At 69.2% G+C, this 17,288-nt stretch carries 13 protein-coding genes; 4 read left to right on the forward strand and 9 right to left on the reverse strand.

Going from position 1 to position 17,288, the window contains the following annotated elements:
- Window positions 1–8: 8 nt before the first annotated feature.
- The 6 genes from KILIM_RS18120 to efeU all read right to left on the reverse strand — a co-directional run bounded on the left by KILIM_RS18120 (window position 9) and on the right by efeU (window position 8,104).
- Window positions 9–1,064 carry an ABC transporter permease gene (locus KILIM_RS18120; protein WP_006594188.1) on the reverse strand — a complete coding sequence of 352 codons (1,056 nt, stop codon included), beginning with the start codon at window positions 1,062–1,064 and terminating at the stop codon, window positions 9–11.
- Window positions 1,061–2,599, reverse strand: coding sequence for an ABC transporter permease (locus tag KILIM_RS18125; RefSeq protein WP_006594189.1), 1,539 nt, complete (start codon window positions 2,597–2,599; stop codon window positions 1,061–1,063). Before KILIM_RS18125 ends, KILIM_RS18120 begins: the two co-directional genes overlap by 4 nt.
- 103 nt (window positions 2,600–2,702) lie before the next feature.
- Window positions 2,703–4,325, reverse strand: coding sequence for an ABC transporter family substrate-binding protein (locus KILIM_RS18130; RefSeq protein WP_255247687.1), 1,623 nt, complete (start codon window positions 4,323–4,325; stop codon window positions 2,703–2,705).
- Window positions 4,326–4,694: 369 nt separating this feature from the next.
- Window positions 4,695–5,987 (reverse strand): iron uptake transporter deferrochelatase/peroxidase subunit, encoded by a 1,293-nt coding sequence (gene efeB, locus KILIM_RS18135; protein ID WP_006594191.1) that lies wholly within the window; start codon window positions 5,985–5,987, stop codon window positions 4,695–4,697.
- 10 nt (window positions 5,988–5,997) lie between these two features.
- Window positions 5,998–7,221: an iron uptake system protein EfeO gene (efeO, locus tag KILIM_RS18140; RefSeq protein WP_006594192.1), complete on the reverse strand. Its 1,224-nt coding sequence runs from the start codon at window positions 7,219–7,221 to the stop codon at window positions 5,998–6,000.
- Window positions 7,222–7,228: 7 nt separating this feature from the next.
- Window positions 7,229–8,104, reverse strand: coding sequence for an iron uptake transporter permease EfeU (gene efeU / locus KILIM_RS18145; protein ID WP_006594193.1), 876 nt, complete (start codon window positions 8,102–8,104; stop codon window positions 7,229–7,231).
- 249 nt (window positions 8,105–8,353) lie between these two features.
- On the opposite strand from efeU, the gene KILIM_RS22740 reads away from it, so the two are divergent.
- Complete coding sequence (locus KILIM_RS22740; RefSeq protein WP_006594194.1) at window positions 8,354–9,460, forward strand: hypothetical protein; 1,107 nt, start codon at window positions 8,354–8,356, stop codon at window positions 9,458–9,460.
- Between the two features lie 101 nt (window positions 9,461–9,561).
- Window positions 9,562–10,572, forward strand: coding sequence for a PfkB family carbohydrate kinase (locus tag KILIM_RS22745; RefSeq protein WP_006594195.1), 1,011 nt, complete (start codon window positions 9,562–9,564; stop codon window positions 10,570–10,572).
- Window positions 10,573–10,736: 164 nt separating this feature from the next.
- Here KILIM_RS22745 and KILIM_RS18160 read toward each other — a convergent pair whose 3' ends face one another.
- Entirely contained in the window at window positions 10,737–11,264 is a 528-nt protein-coding gene (locus tag KILIM_RS18160) for a LytR C-terminal domain-containing protein (protein ID WP_040563804.1), read from the reverse strand.
- A gap of 227 nt (window positions 11,265–11,491) precedes the next feature.
- Between KILIM_RS18160 and KILIM_RS18165 the strand changes: the two genes are divergently transcribed.
- Both KILIM_RS18165 and KILIM_RS18170 read left to right on the forward strand, forming a co-directional pair.
- Window positions 11,492–13,006: a helicase HerA-like domain-containing protein gene (locus KILIM_RS18165; RefSeq protein WP_218880721.1), complete on the forward strand. Its 1,515-nt coding sequence runs from the start codon at window positions 11,492–11,494 to the stop codon at window positions 13,004–13,006.
- A 110-nt stretch (window positions 13,007–13,116) separates the two neighbouring features.
- Window positions 13,117–14,517, forward strand: a complete 1,401-nt coding sequence (locus KILIM_RS18170) for a glucose-6-phosphate dehydrogenase (RefSeq protein WP_006594198.1) — start codon at window positions 13,117–13,119, stop codon at window positions 14,515–14,517.
- A gap of 24 nt (window positions 14,518–14,541) precedes the next feature.
- Here the strand turns inward: KILIM_RS18170 and KILIM_RS18175 are convergent, their stop codons facing one another.
- Together KILIM_RS18175 and KILIM_RS22750 are read right to left on the reverse strand one after the other, a co-directional pair.
- A complete protein-coding gene (locus KILIM_RS18175; RefSeq protein WP_040563810.1) occupies window positions 14,542–14,937 on the reverse strand; it encodes a hypothetical protein in 396 nt (131 codons plus the stop codon).
- Window positions 14,938–14,983: 46 nt separating this feature from the next.
- Window positions 14,984–16,537, reverse strand: coding sequence for an HNH endonuclease (locus KILIM_RS22750; protein ID WP_051988882.1), 1,554 nt, complete (start codon window positions 16,535–16,537; stop codon window positions 14,984–14,986).
- Window positions 16,538–17,288: the final 751 nt, after the last annotated feature.

The following is a 17,288-nucleotide window of genomic DNA, read 5'->3' on the forward strand; positions in this document are numbered from 1 at the left end:
CTGCCGGGTCATGCGGGCTTCCCCTGCCCGCCGACCCGGTCGGTCTCGTCGAGCATGTGCTCCTCGCTCTCGGTGGCCTTCTTCGCCTTGAACTTCTTCTGCCGCGGGTCGAAGGCGTCGCGCAGGCCGTCGCCGACGAAGTTGATCGACAGACAGATGAGGATGATGAAGATGCCGGGCCACCAGAACAGCCAGGGCCGGGTGACGAACGCCTGTTGGTTGTCGCTGATGAGCTTGCCGAGGGACCAGTCGGGGGCCTGCACGCCGAAGCCCAGGTACGACAGGGCGGTCTCGGTGAGCACGGCCGCGGCGAGCAGCAGCGTGAGGTTCACGGTGATGACGCCGACGGAGTTGGGCAGGATGTGCTTGAACACGATGCGTCTGTCGCTGGCACCGGCCAGCCGCGCCGCGTCGACGAACTCGCGCTCGCGCAGCGAGAGGATCTCGGCGCGTACGAGACGGGCCAGGGCGGTCCAGGCGAACAGCCCGATGAGGATGCCGAGCACGATGACCTGGCCGACGCCGGGGTCGACGAACGTCATCGCCATCCGGCCGAGCACTGCGGCGAGCACGAGCAGCGGGATGATGATGATGACGTCGGTCAGGCGCATGAGCACGCCCTCGACCCAGCCGCGGAAGTAGCCGGCGGTCGCACCGACGACGACGCCGATGACGCCGGTGATGATGCCGACGAAGAACATGACGATGAGCGACATCTGCGTGCCGCGCATCGTCATCGCGAACAGGTCGCGACCCAGGTTGTCCTGACCGAAGGGGTGGTCGCCGATGGTCGGCGGGAACAGCCCCATCGTCGGGGCACCGCCGGACTGCACGGGCGGCTGCTCGCGGAAGTCCCACTGCCACCAGCCGGGCACCGGCCCGAACCCGATGGAGGTGAACGCCAGCAGCACGACGCCGAGGAAGACGAACACCGAGACCACGGCGGCAGTGTTGTGCATGAACCGCTTGCGGACGATCTGACCCTGACTCAGGCCCCGGGTCTCGGCGGCCTGCGCGCCCGCCTCCTGGTCGGCGGCCTTGGTGTCGTTTGTCTGCTCACTCATGCCGAGACCCTCACGCGCGGGTCGAGGACCGCGTAGAGCAGGTCCGCGACGAGGTTGAACACCATGGCCAGCAGGCCGGTGACGAGGAAGAAGCCCATGATCGGGTTGAGGTCGACCAGCCGCAGCGAGGAGATGAACAGCTGCCCCATACCGGTGATCGCGAAGACGTTCTCGGTGACGACCGCGCCGCCGATGAGTCCACCGATGTCGAAGGCGATGAGGGTCGCCAGCGGGATGAGGGCGTTACGGAAGGCGTGCTTCATGACCACGGACCGCTCCGAGACGCCCTTGGCGCGAGCGGTGCGGATGTAGTCCTGGTTCATGATCTCGAGCATCGAGGCCCGCGAGTAGCGGCTGTAGCCGGCGAGCGCGATGAGCATGAGCGCGATGGTCGGCAGGATGAGGTGGGTGAACGTGTCGATGTTCGTCATCCAGAAGCCCTCGTTGAAGCCGGGCGTCGACGAGCCGACCGTCGAGATCGGGCGGCCGCGGATGCGGCCGTGGGAGACGTACGCCGGCCAGGACTGCATGAGCCGGTCGGCGACGATGAGACCGGCGCAGATCAGCGAGGTCATCATCGCGACGCGGGCGCCCTGCCCGCGGTCGTACCCGCCGAACGCGTAGCCGATGCCGGCGCCGACGGCCAGGGTCAGCAGACCCAGCCCGAGCATCATCAGCCAGGTGGCCTGCTCGAGCAGCGGCTGGATGGGGAAGTAGATGATCGCCGCGACGGCCACGGAGGCGAAGCCCGCGTAGAGTGCGCGGCGGTTGCGGAAGCCGGCGCCCAGGAACGTGAAGACGAGGGCGGCGAGCAGGCCCAGCACGACGATCCCGGGAATCCCCAGGAACGGGCGGGCGATCCAGCCGGTCGCGCTGACGACGGCCATGATGACGGCGACGAGGCCGCCCAGACCGACGGCGATCATCAGCCGGGTTTTCAGCGCCCCGTAGGCGGTGACATAGGCCAGCACGCCGACGAGCAACCCGACGGTCACTATCACCGCTGGTGAGAAGGTCGGTGTTCGCAGGAAGTCGTTGAACCGGATGGCGCCGAACTCCTTGAGCAGCACCGCGACCCAGAAGACCGGCAGGCTGAAGAAGAGGAACGCCAAGAAGGTAACGCCGTAGTCGAGCGGGCTGTACTGGCGCAGCGCCGAGACGATGCCCAGGGAGATGCCCACGATGATCGACAGGATCGTGGCGACGGTGACGAGCAGGATGGTCTGGGCCATCGCGCGGGCCAGCAGGTCGGTGACCTGGTAGCCCGCGAGGTTGACGCCGAGGTCGCAGCGCATGCCGGGCACGAGGCAGCCGCTCGCGCCGCGCAGCCACAGGAAGTAGCGCAGGACCGGTGGGGTGTCGAGGTTGAGCATTGCGGTCCGCTGCGCCATGAGGACGTCCCGGTTGGGGTCACGGCTGGTCCGCAGGTCTTCGAGGGGGTCGCCGGCATAGGCGGCGAGGACATACACGAGGAAGGACGAGGCGAACAGGACCAGAACGGCCTGCAGCAGTCGTCGCGCGACATACCTGAGCATCGATGCGCCTTCGCACTTCCGGGGCGTGCCGGTGGCCCGGGTTTCGGGCCACCGGCACGCCAGTGGTCAAGAGGTTAGGGACAGCGGATGATCACCGAGGTGATCAGCTCTTGACCGTCCACTCCCAGAAGTTCCACCAGACACCGGTCTGGTTGGGCATGTACACGTCGAGGCCACCGACCTGGTCGCTGACGCCGACGATGCCGGGCGACTGGAACAGCGTGGCGCCGAACCCGTCGTCCCACAGGTGCTTGTCGATCTGGCGCTTGATGTCGTCGACCTTGGCCGGGTCGATCTCGGTCAGCAGGCTCTTCGCGAGTGCGTCGACCTCGGCGCTGCGGTACTTGCCGTAGTTGCCGCCGCCGGTGCTGGAGTACAGCTGCGGGATGCCGGCGTTGCCGACGCCCGGGTTGACCCAGCCGAAGAGCGAGGCGTCGTACGTGCCGTCGCCGAGCTTCTGGCTCCAGTCGGCCGAGCCCATGTCCTGCACGCGGAAGCCGGCCTGCGAGGCGGACTGCGCGATCATCGAGTAGGCGTCGACGCGGATCGGGTTGCCGTTGTTGTAGAGGATGCGCACGGTCGGCGTCTTGCCGGCCAGGAGCTTCTTGGCCTCCTCGATGTTCACGTCGTGGTACGGCGCGGAGCCGTTGGCCTCGACGGCCTTGGTGTAGGCCTCACCCTCGCTCGGCAGGTAGAGCTGGGAGTTGACGACCTCGGCCTGCGGGTACATCGGCTTGATGAGGCGGTCGACGATCTGCTGACGCGGGATCGTCATCATGAACGCCTTGCGGACGTTGGCGTCCTTGAAGACGTCGCTGTCGAAGCTGAGGTCGACGTGGTCGTAGGCCAGCTGCGAGCCCTCGAGCACGTTGACGCCCTGCAGGCCCTTGACCTGCTCGACGGTGTCGGTCGTGGCCTGCGGCGCGATGACATCGACCTCACCGTTGCGCAGCGCCGCGATCTGGGCGGCTGCGTCACCGATGAAGCGGACGGTGATCTCGTCGACCTTGGCCGCGCGGTTGCCGGTGTAGGCCTCGTTGCGCTTGAGCGTGACCGACTGGTCCTGCTCCATCTGGCTGACGATCATCGGGCCATTGGACAGGTACATCTCCGGGTCCGAGGGCAGCGTCTTGGTCGTGAAGTCCTCGCCCCACACCTTGGCGACGGCCGCCAACTGCTCGTTGGCCTGGGCCGGGGTGGCGCTCTCGAGCAGGCTCACCAGGGCCGCTTCGTCGGCGAGGCCGGCGCGCTTGGCGACGACGTGAGCCGGCTGCGCTGCCGTGCCGAGGTTCATGTCGAAGGCGATCTCCCAGTCGACGTACGGCTCGGAGTACACCAGCGTCATCGTCCGGTCGTTCTCGAACGTCGGCTTGGCGGTCAGGTTCAGCCCGTCGGTGGAGCCCGCGTACTGGAAGAACTTGGGCTTGGCGTCTTCACCCGGGGCGTCGAAGTGGCCGGAGAGGATGGCCCACTGCAGGAGCATGTCGCCCTTGTCGACGGGGTTGCCGTCGGACCAGTTGACGCCGTCCTTGATCGTGTACTTCACCGTCAGTGGGGAGTCGGAGATCTTCTCCATCGTGCCGAACGAGTCGTCGTGCACGAGGTTGAGCTCGGGGTCGATGTAGGTGAAGCCCGACCGGGTCAGACCGACGATCTTGGAGTTGATGTCGAGGTTCGTGTTCGCGTGGGAGGTGTTGAACGAGGTGAACGCGTTCGTCTCCGCCACCCGGATGGCCCCACCGCTGGCGGCGGGCGACCCAGTGCCGTCGCCTGCCCCGGGGTCTCCGGACTGGCTTGCACATGCTGAGAGGGCGAGGGCAGCTGCGATCGCAGCGGCCGCCGCCCTCACAAGGGATCGATGTCTCAAGGGCTTCTCCTGACTCTGGGTACGCCTATTCGACTCGTCTCAGACCTGAGAGCGTTGTCGCTTTTGTCACCGGCACGCCTGTAGCGAAGGTGCAGAAGTTTCTGTGCAATTCGTACTGACAAGTTACGCCGGAGCGTCCATCTTTCAACGCGAGGGCCGGTGTGTAGCTGCGGCGCAATCGATCGTTACCCAACCGCGATGTTCGCTGCGGCGGCGTTCGGTGCCAGGTCACGCGAAGAGCGCCTGTCCGATATGCCCGCCTTCGCTCGCCCCCGGCGGCACGGCGAAGAGCGCGGAGGCGCGGTGCTGCAGGTACTCCATGAGCCCGTCCTGCCGCGACATGCGCGTCTGCATCGGGATGTAGTGGGTGCGCGGATCCCGTACGTAGGCAATGAAGAAGAGCCCCGCGTCGAGGCGGCCCAGCGCGTCGTTGCCGTCGGTGTAGTTGTAGCCGCGGCGCAGCATCTGCACGCCATCGTTCTGGCTCGGGTGGGCCAGGCGCACGTGCGAGTTGAGCGCCATCAACGGCTTGCCCTCCCGGCCGGTGAGGGCGAAGTCCGGTTCGCTGAACTCCGTGCCGCCCGACAGCGGCGCCCCCTCGCGGCGGTCGCGGCCGACCAAGGTCTCCTGTTCGCGCAGCGAGGTGCGGTCCCACGTCTCGATCGTCATCGCGATGCGCCGGGCCACGAGGTACGAGCCGCCGGCCAGCCAGCCGGCGGCCGGGTCGTCCTGCGCCCCGACCCACAGGTGTTCGGTCAGGGCCGCGGAGTCTTCGGCCTTGAGGTTGGCCGTGCCGTCCTTGAAGCCGAAGAGGTTGCGCGGCGTGGCCTGGGCGGTCGAGGTCGAGCTCGTGCGCCCGAAGCCGAGCTGGCTCCAGCGCAGCGCCGCGGTGCCGAACGCCAGCCGCGACAGGTTGCGCACCGCGTGCACCGCCACCTGCGGGTCGTCGGCGCACGCCTGCACGCACAGGTCGCCGTCGCTGCGCGCCGGGTCGAGATTGTCCGCCGGAAAGTGCGGCAGTCGCGCCAACGCCTTCGGCTGCCGGGCCGCCAGACCGAAGCGGTCCCTGCCCTGGGCGTCGCGGAACAGCGAGGGGCCGAAGCCGAACGTGATCGTCAGCCGCGACGGCGGCAGGCCGATCGCCTCCCCGGTGTCGTCCGGTGGCGAGTCGTAGGCGGTCGCCTCGTCGCCCACCAACTGCCCGGCGGTCATCCGCGCCGCCGCGGCCGTCCACACCGTCAGCAGCGCGACGAGGTCCTCCCGCGCGGTCGTCGTGAGGTCGAAGGCCGCGAAGTGCAGACGGTCCTGAGCGGGGGTGACGATGCCCGGCTGATGCTCGCCGTAGAAGGGATACGCGCCAGCGGCTCCCTCTGCTGAGGGCGCCTGCGACGCCTCGGATGCCTCGGCGGTCGCGCGACCGCCCACGAAGCCGGCCGCGGTCAGCGCCGCACCGGCCCCAGCGAACCCGAGCAACCCCCTCCGGCTCACACTGCGCGGAGGCGGTTCGGATGCTGCGCTCATGTCGACATCCTCAGACGACGGCCGCGGTGACCTTGCTCAGCGGCTCGGAGAGGGCGTTGACGGCGTCCGAGAGCGCCTTGACCTGCTCCTTGGTGAGCTTGTCGTAGGTCACGAAGCCCTCGCCCTCGCGGTGCTGATCGAGCAGTGCCTGCAGCTCCTTGAAGCGCAACTGTATCTGCGCGTCGAGCGCCGCGTCCCGCTTCTGCAGGATCGGGCGCAGGCCCTCCCAGGCGACCTTGGCCCCGTCGACGTTCGCCTGGAAATCCCACAGGTCGGTGTGCGACCAGATCTCCTCCTCGCCGGTGACCTTGCCCGTGGCCACCTCGTCGAGCAGGCCCTTGGCGCCGTTGCCGATCTGGTCGACGGTAAAGCTCATGTCGCGGGTGCGGGTGTACAGCTCGTTGGTGTCCGCGACCAGCTGGTCGGCGATCTTGGTGCGCTGCGCGTCGGTCAGCGGCGTGTACTCCTTGCCGCCGTTGTCCGCAGGCTTCGGCGGCCACAGGTCCTTCTCGATGACGTGCCAGCCGGTCCACTCCTGACCGGGCTCGAGGTCGGCCTCGCGCAGGTCCATGCGGGGGTCGAGGTCGCCGAAGGACTCCGCGACGGTCTCGATGCGCTCCCAGTGCACGCGCGCCGGAGCGTAGAGCGCCCGGGCCTGGTCGTCCTTGCCGGCCTTGTAGAGGGCTGCGAACTCCTCCGTCTTGGTCTTGAGTTGCTCGGTCTGGTCCTTGACATAGGAGGCGTACTGCTTGTTGGCCTGTTCCACCAGTTCGGGGTCGGAGCCCGCGTCGAGGTTCGCGCCCGAGTCCGTGACCGTGAACGCGTTGCGGATGCCGTCACCCACCATGCCTGGCTTGCAGGCCGTGAAGTAGGAGCCCGGGGCGGCGCGCACGACGAGGTCGCGGGTCAGGCCCGGGCCGATGTTCTCCACCTCGCCGACGATCCGCAGGCCGTCGTCGGCGAGCAGGTAGAACTCGGTGATCTTCGAGCCCGCGTTGGTCACCGAGAACGCGAGGTTGCCCGAGCCCGCCTCGGTGGCCGACACCTGGCACTCGGTGTCGGTGGAGGTGACCGTGAGCGGCCCCGCGCTGCTCCCGTCGGTGGCGCCCGCCCCGGTCGAGGGGGAGTTCTGGGTGCAGGCCGCGAGCGCGAGCACGCAGCCGGCCGCGGCCAGCGCCTTCAGCGGTGACTGGGCCTTCAGGGCGGCGGCGTTTGCGGACAGGTGGGTGACCATGAGGGGTTCAGGCTCCTTGACGGGTGGTCGGTGCGGATGTGGTGGCTGACGCGGCAGCGTGGCCGGCCGGGCGGCGCAGCTGCCGGACGAACAAGAACATCACCGGGACGACATAGGCGGTCCAGGCGATCGCCTCCAGCCAGGTGGTGGCGGGAGAGAAGTTGAGGGTGCCCTTGAGCAGGGCGGCGACCCAGCCGGAGGGGTCGATGAGGTGACTGACGTCGAAGGCGAGGTTGTGCAGGCCCGGCAGGATGCCCGCCTCCTGCAGGTCGTGGATGCCGTAGGAAAGCACGCCGGCGGCGACGAGGATGAGGAAGCCGCCGGTCCACGCGAAGAACGTGCCGAGGTTGAGCCGCAGGGTGCCGCGGTAGACCAGCGCCCCGAGCGCGACGGCGGTCAGCAGGCCGAGCAGGGCGCCGAGCAGCGGGGCTGTCGTCGAGGCGTTGTCGCGGGCGGCTGCCTGGGTGGCGGCCCAGAGGAAAAGGGCGGTCTCCAGGCCCTCGCGGCCGACGGCGAGCATGGCGACCAGCACGAGGCTGCCGCGCTTGGCCTGGGTGGCGGCCACGTCGATCTTGCCGCGCAGTTCGCCGGAGAGCCCGCGCGCCGAGCGAGCCATCCAGAAGATCATCCAGGTGACGAAGCCGACCGCCACGATCGACAGGGTGCCGCCGATCGCCTCCTGGGCCTCGAAGGTCAGCCCGCGCGGGCCGAACGTCAGCAGCGCCCCGAAGCCCAGCGAGATTGCGACCGCCGCGGCGACGCCGGCCCAGATATGCGGCAGCAGGTGGCGACGGTCGGAGCGAACCAGGTAGGCCACGAGAATGACGACGACGAGGCTGGCCTCGAGCCCCTCGCGCAGGCCGATGAGGTAGTTGGCGAACATGGTGTGTGGCCTTCGGGCAGGAGTGTCGGCGCCGGATGACGCCAAGCAACAATAGGTAAGCCTTACCTTATGGCGCAACAGTCTGCCCATAGTGATGTGGGGTGCGGTTCTGGGGGCCGGGGTTGCCGTACTCGCCGCCCTTTCGCGTGGCAAGCGCGCAACGTCGTTGCGCGACAGTGACATTTACCCGACGGTCGCACGGTGTGCCGTCCTTGACTCCGCACCGCTGCCTCGGCTGATATGGCCGCTATGAACCGGGTGCCCGACGAGGTGGAGGTGGCGCGACGGGCCCGCCGGACCCTCGCGGCCGTGGGTGCCGGTCTGGCCGTGGGGCGAGCGCGCCTCGATCAAGCACCCGACCCCGACTTCACGGTGCCCGACTCCGACTTCACGGACCTTGCCGGACCCGAGGGCGCTCCGCCCGGCTCCGCTGGGTCGGGCCCGGCGGGTATCGCCGCGCTGCGCCGGATCGCTGTGGCCTTGGGTCTTGCCCCGCCGGACTCACAGCACGACGATCCCGGCGCAGCGCGCCCCTCGGATCAGGCTGCGTCAGACTCCGCCCCGACGAGCCACTTGCCTCGGGGCGCGTGGCCGGGGGATCGGGCGAGCTCGACCGTCGACGAGGCCTGCCTGGCGGGCGTGCTGCTCGGCATCGCCCTGCCGGCGGACCCCCTTTCCGAGCTGGTGTGCGGCGTCAAGATGGCTTTGACGACCGCCGCCGGCCGCAGCCCTCGATCCTTCGCAGCGGACGTGCTCGAGTTCGTCGACGTCGCCACGGTCGTTGCCGCCGGAGTGAGTGCGGGCCTTTCCGGAACCGACCATGCACAGCGAGTCGCGTTGGCGGTGTGGGCCGCGGACGAGGCCGCCGGCAGTGGCGCCTACCGCCCCGGGCCGGCGCTGTCGGCGAGGCTGGGGTGGGCGTGCGCACTCGCGGAGCGCGCCGAGGGTGACCCGGTGGACGTTCTTGCCCTGCTCGTCGGCAACTCCGCAGCCCCCCAGGAGTGCGTGCCCGCGGCCTTCGCCATCGCCGGCATCAGCCAGGACGAGCAGGCCGCCCAGCGTGCCGCCCTCACGCTCGGCGGACGGTGCACCATCATCGCCGCGATCGCTGGCGGCCTCGTCGCGACGGCTACCCCGGCGGATGCCGCCACTGGGGCCGAGGGAGCCATCGAGGGAGCCATCGAGGGAGCCATCGAGGGAGCCTTCGAGGGAGCCATCGAGGGAGCCATCGAGCGATCCCCCGAGAGCCCGAGTGCCTGGGCCGCCGACGACGCCTCGGCCAGTGCAGTGGGCGAGCTCGCGGACAGGCTCCTGGCCCGTCGCGCCGGCGCTGCCGCCGGCAGAGACACGGACTGAACGCTTGGCCCCAATGCGCACCTAGTTCGCCGCCCGACTCGACTGCCGCTCGACCTCGACCGACCTCGACCGACCTCGACCGACCTCCAGGAGTCCCTCTCGTGTTCCCTCGCCCCAATCCGGTGCCCGCCCCGCGCCGGCTCGTCGTGGTCGGCAGCGTCATCGCCGAGATCGTCATGAGCGTGCCCGACCTGCCCGTCACCGGCGGCGGTACCCGGGCGAGCCGGTCCGTGTCGCGCGCGGGAGGCGGATTTCACGTGCTGGTGGCCGCGCGCCGTGCCGGGCTGGAGACTGCGCTCGCGGGGGTCGTCGGCACCGGCCCGATGGCTCAACTCGTCGCCGCCCGGTTGCAGGACGAGGACGTGCACGTGCTGCTGCCGTCCCGCGAGGGTGACCAGGGTTTCGTGGTCGTCCTCGCCGAACCTGACGGTACGACCGCCCAGATCGCCTCCCCGGGGGTGGAGGCCACGCTCGACGCCGACGACCTGGCCAAGGTGCGGTTGCGGGACGACGACGTGGCCTACCTGTCCGCGCGGGATCTGTTGGAGCCGACCGCGGCCACGGCGATCGCCCGCTGGTGCGACTCGGACGCCGGGCTCGCCGGGGCGTTGCTCGTGCTCGACCCCGGGCCGCTTGTGGCGGACGTGCCCGACGATGTGCTCGACGCAGTGCTCGAACGCACCGACGTGCTGGCCGTCGGTGTGCACGAGCTGGAACTTCTGGGTGGGGGCGGCGGCGACCGCGAGCGAGTGCTGGCCGACTTGGCGGACCTGCTCGCGCCAGAGGGCATCGTGCTGCTGCGCCTGGCCGACGACCACTTCGTCGTGCACGAGCAAGGGGCCGGCAGCTTTGCCTTCCCAGCCGATGCGCCAGGACCGCCGCGTCTGGCGCAGGTACGCCACCTGTTGGCCCAGCTCGCCGAACTGCGCAGCGCGCGCTCCCGCCCCGCCGACCTCGAGGCGCTGCCCCGAATCGAGGCCTCCGCAACCCTGCGTCCCCTGCAGCCGCTGCGCGACCGCGGTGAGGGCGGCGCGCGCGGCCGCGTCCACGGCGGCGGAGCCGGCTGGCGTGCCCGGGAGCGTCCGCCGTCGGCTCTCTTCGCTGGTGAGTAACCGGCAGGCCCATGCGTTATGTCGACTATCAGGCGATGTGGGCACGGGGTTGGCCGTCTGAAGGACCCAGGGTCGAAAGATAGTGTTCGTTTTTGCTCACCAGACCGTGCAAAGACGAACACTATCTTGTGCGGGTGCCGTCGCTGACGGCGCGACCAGAGCGGTCAGCAGGCGTTCGTCGGCCGGACGGGGTCCTTGACGGCCTTGACCTTCTCGTACTTGTCGCCCAGGACGACGTCGAGGATGCCGTCGACCCGATCTTTCTGCTCGACCATCTTGGCGCCCGGGAAACGGGTGGCCAGCACTTGGGCCTGCGGCTTGGTGCGGGTGCCGTAGCGGATCTCGGCGGTCTGCTCGACCGTGGCGCGCTGCGGGTCGTTGCCGACGCGGCCGATACGGAACTTCTGCCCGGCCAGCAGGGTCGAGGCCTCCACGGCCAGGCCGCGGCGGCTCGTCGCGTTGTAGACGTTGACCGTGATGTCCCGCGGAGGCGGCGGCTGGACCCACTCGACGCACTCCGGGGTCGGGTTGGCCAGGGGGTTACGGTCCGCGACCCACCCCTGGTTGAAGGCCAGGGCAATGCCGAAAGTGCCGAAGAGCAGCATGAAGACGAGCAGCATCGTCAGCGCGCCGCGCCGTCGACGCCGCTCGGCGCTCGTGCGCCCGGCCTCGTGGTAGTCCCCGTATGACATCTCAGGCACCATGATGCCGCCCGCAAGCCCAAGTTCGAAACGCTGACGGATCGTGTCGGGCACTTGGCGTGTTTGGCGAATCCCGTTGTGGCCGAACTCACTCGACCATGAGTGCCGGTGCCTGCCCGCGGCGAGCGGTTACGCTCGCGCCTGTGAGCACTTCCAAGCCCGAAACCGACGGCCAGCTCGAGGCCATTCGCACCGGCTACTCGTTCTCCGGGGCAGCTATGCAGTTGGGGGCCGCAGTCAGCGGCGCCGGCACGGCGCACCCGGATGTTGCGGTCAACCTGCCGCTGTCGGTGATGAACCGGCATGGCCTCGTCGCCGGCGCGACCGGCACCGGCAAGACCAAGACCCTGCAGCTGATGGCCGAGCAGCTGGCCGCCAACGGCGTGCCGGTGTTCCTGGCCGATATGAAGGGCGACCTGTCCGGGTTGGCGGCTCCGGGAACCCCCAATGACAAGGTGAGCGCTCGCGCCGCCGACGTCGGACAGACGTGGGAGGCGCAGGGCTTCCCGGTCGAGCTGTTCACCCTCGGCGGGCAGGGCACGGGCGTGCCGATCCGGGCGACGATCACCGATTTCGGCCCGACGTTGCTGGCCAAGGTGCTCGACCTGAACGCCACTCAGGAGTCGAGCCTGGGCCTGGTGTTCCACTACGCCGACAAGCGTGGCCTGCCGATGCTCGATCTCAAGGACCTGCGCGCCGTCGTGCAGCATCTGACCTCGGACGAGGGCAAGGCCGATCTCAAGGAACTCGGCGGGCTCTCGTCGGCGACCGCCGGGGTCATCCTGCGCCAGCTCATCGCGTTCGCCGACCAGGGCGCCGAGGTGTTCTTCGGCGAGCCCGAGCTGGACACCAGCGTGCTGCTGCGCACCACCGACGATGGGCGCGGCGTCATCTCCTGCCTCGAGCTGCCCGCGGTGCAAGACCGGCCGCGGGTGTTCTCGACGTTCCTCATGTGGCTGCTCGCCGACCTCTTCCAAGACCTGCCGGAAGTCGGGGACGTCGACAAGCCGAAGCTCGTGTTCTTCTTCGACGAGGCGCACCTGCTGTTCAACGGGGCGAGCAAGCCGTTCTTGGAGCAGATCGAGCAGACCGTGCGACTCATCCGCTCCAAGGGCGTCGGCATCTTCTTCGTCACCCAGACCCCGCGCGACGTGCCCGCCGGGGTGCTCGGCCAACTCGGCAACCGGGTGCAGCACGCCCTGCGAGCGTTCACGCCTGAGGACGCCAAAGCGCTCGCCGCGACCGTCAAGACCTTCCCCAAGAGCGGCTACGACCTGGGGGAGTTGCTGACCCAGCTCGGCACGGGCGAGGCCGTCGTCACGGTGCTCTCGGAGCGGGGCGCTCCGACGCCGGTGGCGTGGACGCGGATGCGGGCGCCGCAGTCGCTGATGGCCCCGATCGACGAGGCCGCGATGACCGCGATTGTCGACGCCTCCCCACTCAAGGCGACCTACGCCCAGGCCATCGATCGCGAGTCCGCCTACGAGATGTTGACCCAGCGGCTGGCCAAGGCGCCCGAACCGGCGGCCGCACCCGCACCGACTCCGACTCCTGCTCCTGCTCCCGCGCCGGCCGAGGCTCCGGCGCCGCGACGCGCGCCGAAGGAGGAGCCCGGCATGGTTGAGCAGGTCATGGGCTCGCCGATGGTCCGCTCGATGCTGCGCAGCGCCGGCACGGCGTTGGGTCGCGAGATCACCCGCAGCATCTTCGGCACCGCCCGCCGACGTCGCTGAGCCGCCATTCGAGGTGACCCGCGTCTGCGAGTGAGTTCGCGGGTGTCTCGGGTTACCGTCGGTTCGGGCGACGCCGCCCGATTCCGCCCACTGAGCCGCAGGAGGCAGTGATGGCCAAGGAGGCCGCGCACACGAAAGCGGATGAGCCGGTCACCTTGGTGATCTTCGGCGCCTCCGGTGACCTGACGCAGCGGTTGCTGCTGCCCGGGCTGGGCACACTGCTCAAGGCGGAGCCGCATCGCCGGGTGACGTTAGTGGGTGCGGCCGTGGATGAGTTCGACGAGGCGCGCTGGCACGACTTGGTGCTCGACCGGTTGCGTGAGGGCGGGGCCCGGACCGCCGACGCCAGGCGGGTGGCGAGTGGGTCGCGGTACGAGCGGATCGACTTGTTGAAGGATGTCGAACTCGGCCGATTCGTGGAGTCCCTGGGCACTGGTCAGGTCGTGCTCTACTTCGCGTTGCCCCCAGCGGTGACTGCCAAGATTTGTGTGTTGTTGGCGTCGATGGATGTGCCCGCAACGTTCCGGCTCGGCCTGGAGAAGCCGTTCGGCACGGACTCGGCATCCGCGGCCCGATTGAATCAGGTGCTCTACCGGTTCGCGGCCGAGGAGCAGATCTTTCGCATCGACCATTTTCTTGGCAAAGGGGCGGTGCTCAACCTGCTGGGGTTTCGGTTCGCCAACCGCATCTTCGAGCCGGTGTGGAACGCCACGAACATCGAGCGGGTCGAGATCGCCTTCGACGAGACGCTGGCGTTGGAGGGGCGGGCCGGCTACTACGACAAGGCCGGGGCGCTGGCCGACATGATCCAGAGCCACCTGCTGCTGGTGTGCGCCCTGGTGGCGATGGAGGACCCGGCGGCGATCGACGATCACGAATTCCGCGACCTGCTGACGCATGTGTTGCGGGCGATGCGGCTGTGGCAGGACTGCCCGCTGAAGGCCTCGCGGCGGGCGCGGTACACGGCGGGCACCATCGACGGCGCGGACATCCCGAACTACGTGGACGAGCCGGGTGTCGATCCGGAGCGGGGCACCGAGACGCTAGCCGAGGTGACGGTGGCGATCCGGAACTCGCGGTGGGCGGGGGTGCCGTTCACGCTGCGCAGCGGCAAGGCAATGGCGCGCGGTTGCCGGCGAATCGTCGTGACGTTTCGGCCGGTGAACCACTTGCCGGCTGGCTTCGAGCCGCAGCCGCCGCCGGCCAACCGTCTGGTCATCGACATGAACCCGGAGCGGTTGACTCTGGAGATCATGACGAACGGCGAGGGCGATCACTTCGAGCTGGAGCGCACCTCGCTGTCGGCGGACATCGGGCCGAGCACCCTGCGCCCGTACGGCGAGATCCTGGGGCACATCATGGACGGCAACCCGATCCTGTCGGTGCGCGGCGACATGGCGCAGGAGTGCTGGCGCATCGTCACTCCGGTGGTGGAGGCGTGGCGGGCTGGCGAGGTTCCGCTGGAGGAGTACCCCGCGGGGTCCCTGGGCCCGGAATCGTGGTTGGAGTGAGGCTCGCCCACTGACTTGCTCAGATCAGGTCGCGGCAAGCAGGGCGCGGGCGTAGGCGCATTCGAGGTCGGCGTCGTCGGTGTCGAGGGCGTCGCCGCCGATGCCCTGGGTGACGACCCGCCAACCGGCGGCGTTTCGGTGGACGCTGAGCAGCCGGTCGCCGAGGAGTTCGCGGAGTTGGTCTTCGCGGGGGATCCACAAGGCCTGGTCGAGGGAGACGGAATCGAGGGCCCATTCGGTGGTCCCGTTGAACCCCAGCACGCTCTGCCCGCCGTAGTGGTGCAGCTCGATCGTCAGCTCGCTGATCCAGAACACGTCGCCGAGCAGCTGCTCGGCGGTGATCGTGAACCGATCGCCGGGGGCCGGGTGCCACATGACACCAGCCGCCGCGAGCCGCTGGGCAAGGTCGACGCTGAGCATGTGGGCCATCTTGCCTGCCACCTGAGCCTACGCGCCCGCGCGGCGGCTAGAACGGCGGATTCTTGCTGAGGTAAGTGTTGGCCAGGTCGAGCTGGGACCGCAGCGACTCGACCTGCTCGCGTAGTTGCTCGTTGTCTCGGGCCAGTTCGAGTTGCAGGTCGAGCTCCAGACCCGCGTGGTACGCCGCGACGGGGTTGTCGTGCGGGTCAATGGGTACGACCGTGCCGCCGCCGGAGTCATCGGCCGGCCCCGGTTCGCCGCGGTCGGGTGTGATGTCGTGGATGCCGAAGTCTCGGTAGTCCATCGGGTGGGTGCTGGTGATGGTGCCGTCGGCGAGGCGCCAGGTGACGACGCCGTCGGTGTCGATCTGGGCGTCCCAGTGGCGGCGGCTCTTGAGGCGGTGGTGCACCGGGCAAAGGGTCTGAAAGTTGGTGCCGCGGGTGGGTCCGTCGTCGCGGCGTTCTTGCACATGGTCCAGCTCTGTACGAGCGGCGGGGCGGGTGCATCCCGGCGACCGGCACTGTCCGTCCCGGGCCCTAACGACGCGGGCCATCTCGGCGGTGGGTCGGTAGGAGTCGACGGTGGCGTTCATGGCGTACCCGGTGACGGGGTCAGCCACGATCCGCCGCCAGACGCTGCCGCGCCCGTGGGCGAGATCGCGCACGGTGTGGGCATCGATCAGGGTGTCCTCCATCAGGCCGGGGAAGTCGTTGGCGCCCAGGAGCGACGCGGCGGAGATGACAACGTTGACGACGGCGGGCGGCCAGCCGCCCCCCTCTGGGACGTCGATGCTCGTTGCGTCCTCGTCACGCGGTTGGCCGAAGATGAGCAGGTCAAGCGCGGCGTCGGCGCGCAGCTGGGCCAACGTCCGTTGGTCACCGGCGGCCTTGGCGCTCTTGGCGATGGCGTCCAGGCGGGTCATCGCGGCGATGACACGGGTCTCGGGGCCGGTGACCTCAAGGCCCCCGGCGCGGTCTTCGAGGCGGAGCAGGCGGACTTCGCGCCGGTCCTGCACTGCCTTCTCCTGCTTGGCAGGACCCGCGACGTGGTGCGCCGCGCGGCGTAGGCGAGTGCGGAACAGGCCTTGCGAGACTGGGATCCCACGCCTGTCGTGGTAGCCCCTGGCGTGCTCGACGACCTGATCGATCATGAACTCACGCTGCCCGCTGGTGATATCGAGCTCACCGGACTCCTTGAGCAGCTGCGACGCCTGGCGCATCGTCAGCGCACCCTCTCCAACGGCCGCGGTCAGGGTTGACGCCAGCGGCTCAGGGGCGGTCCCGACCCGGGCCCGGTCGACCCAGGTGGCGCGGAATCCGCCGCACACGGCCGTGGCTGTGTCGGTGATCGAGGTCCGCGCCTTCGCCTGCATCGCCGCTAGGCTCGTTGCGCACGGCTCGTCGACGGTCGCGTTCTCGATCTGCCAGCGGTGCACGTCGATGAGCGTCTGCTGCTGGACCATCCACCCCAACAACGCCGCCCGCCGCACCTCCTGCCGTGCGGACCGCGTCTCCAACTCCGTCAACTCTGCCGACGCCTGCGCCAGCGTGAAGTCGTCCGGGAACTCCCAGCAGCCCTCCGCGCCAGTCTCGCCAGACACCCCCGGACATGGCTCGCCCAAGCTCGCTTCGCCGCCACCGTCGGGAGCGAACCCAGAGCCGGCGGCCCTACCGCAGGCGGCAAGAGCGGTGTCGCAGGCAGGGTCGCTGTGAGTCCAAGGGCCACCGTCCGTGACGCGACCACCGTCGCTGGCAGGGTCGCCGCCGTCGCCAGGGTCGCCACCGTCGCCGCCGTTGGCAGGACCGCGGTCGGCGGTGGATTCACCCGACGGTCCCATTGCGACTCCAGGTGCCTCAGACGGCTCCCAGACGGACTCTCCACCAGCCTCAGGACGGTCGGCCGACGCCTGCCCAGGCATCGGATCGGGGAGCAGCGCCTCGACCCGACCATCGACAACCGCGAACTGCGGCCACACCCCATGCGTCAGGAAGTGCTCCAAGACCTCCGCCGTCATCGACACCGTCAGGACATGCGTGCAATCACCGTGACCATCCGCTGCGCCCGCAGGTGCGGCATGCCGACTGCCGCCATCGCCCCTCCACTCCGACATGACGCCCCCAATGACACTGCCTGACCCGACAAGCTCAGCGACTCCAGCCTGAGCTTCTTGTTGCGGCAAGTCTACTGCTCAACAGGAGAAAAGGGAACAAATGTACCCAGTAGCATGAAACAACAATTCTCAGCCTTGAGAGCCGTTGCAGGAGCGTTTAATTCGCGTGATGCATCGATCAGGCGTGCGATTTTGAGACGTGTGAGGCGCCACGGTCGGGGCGGCGAGGCCGATAGGCGGC

It is taken from the genome of Kineosphaera limosa NBRC 100340, from assembly GCF_000298215.1.
Lineage (GTDB): Bacteria > Actinomycetota > Actinomycetes > Actinomycetales > Dermatophilaceae > Kineosphaera > Kineosphaera limosa.

What these genes read in the sequence shown, in the direction of transcription:
- KILIM_RS18120 (WP_006594188.1), bottom strand. Translation starts at nt 1,064, where the DNA reads ATGAGTGAGCAGACAAACGACACCAAGGCCGCCGACCAGGAGGCGGGC.
- KILIM_RS18125 (WP_006594189.1), bottom strand. Translation starts at nt 2,599, where the DNA reads ATGCTCAGGTATGTCGCGCGACGACTGCTGCAGGCCGTTCTGGTCCTG.
- efeB (WP_006594191.1), bottom strand. Translation starts at nt 5,987, where the DNA reads ATGAGCGCAGCATCCGAACCGCCTCCGCGCAGTGTGAGCCGGAGGGGG.
- efeO (WP_006594192.1), bottom strand. Translation starts at nt 7,221, where the DNA reads ATGGTCACCCACCTGTCCGCAAACGCCGCCGCCCTGAAGGCCCAGTCA.
- efeU (WP_006594193.1), bottom strand. Translation starts at nt 8,104, where the DNA reads ATGTTCGCCAACTACCTCATCGGCCTGCGCGAGGGGCTCGAGGCCAGC.
- KILIM_RS22740 (WP_006594194.1), top strand. Translation starts at nt 8,354, where the DNA reads ATGAACCGGGTGCCCGACGAGGTGGAGGTGGCGCGACGGGCCCGCCGG.
- KILIM_RS18160 (WP_040563804.1), bottom strand. Translation starts at nt 11,264, where the DNA reads ATGTCATACGGGGACTACCACGAGGCCGGGCGCACGAGCGCCGAGCGG.
- KILIM_RS18165 (WP_218880721.1), top strand. Translation starts at nt 11,492, where the DNA reads ATGCAGTTGGGGGCCGCAGTCAGCGGCGCCGGCACGGCGCACCCGGAT.
- KILIM_RS18170 (WP_006594198.1), top strand. Translation starts at nt 13,117, where the DNA reads ATGGCCAAGGAGGCCGCGCACACGAAAGCGGATGAGCCGGTCACCTTG.
- KILIM_RS18175 (WP_040563810.1), bottom strand. Translation starts at nt 14,937, where the DNA reads ATGCTCAGCGTCGACCTTGCCCAGCGGCTCGCGGCGGCTGGTGTCATG.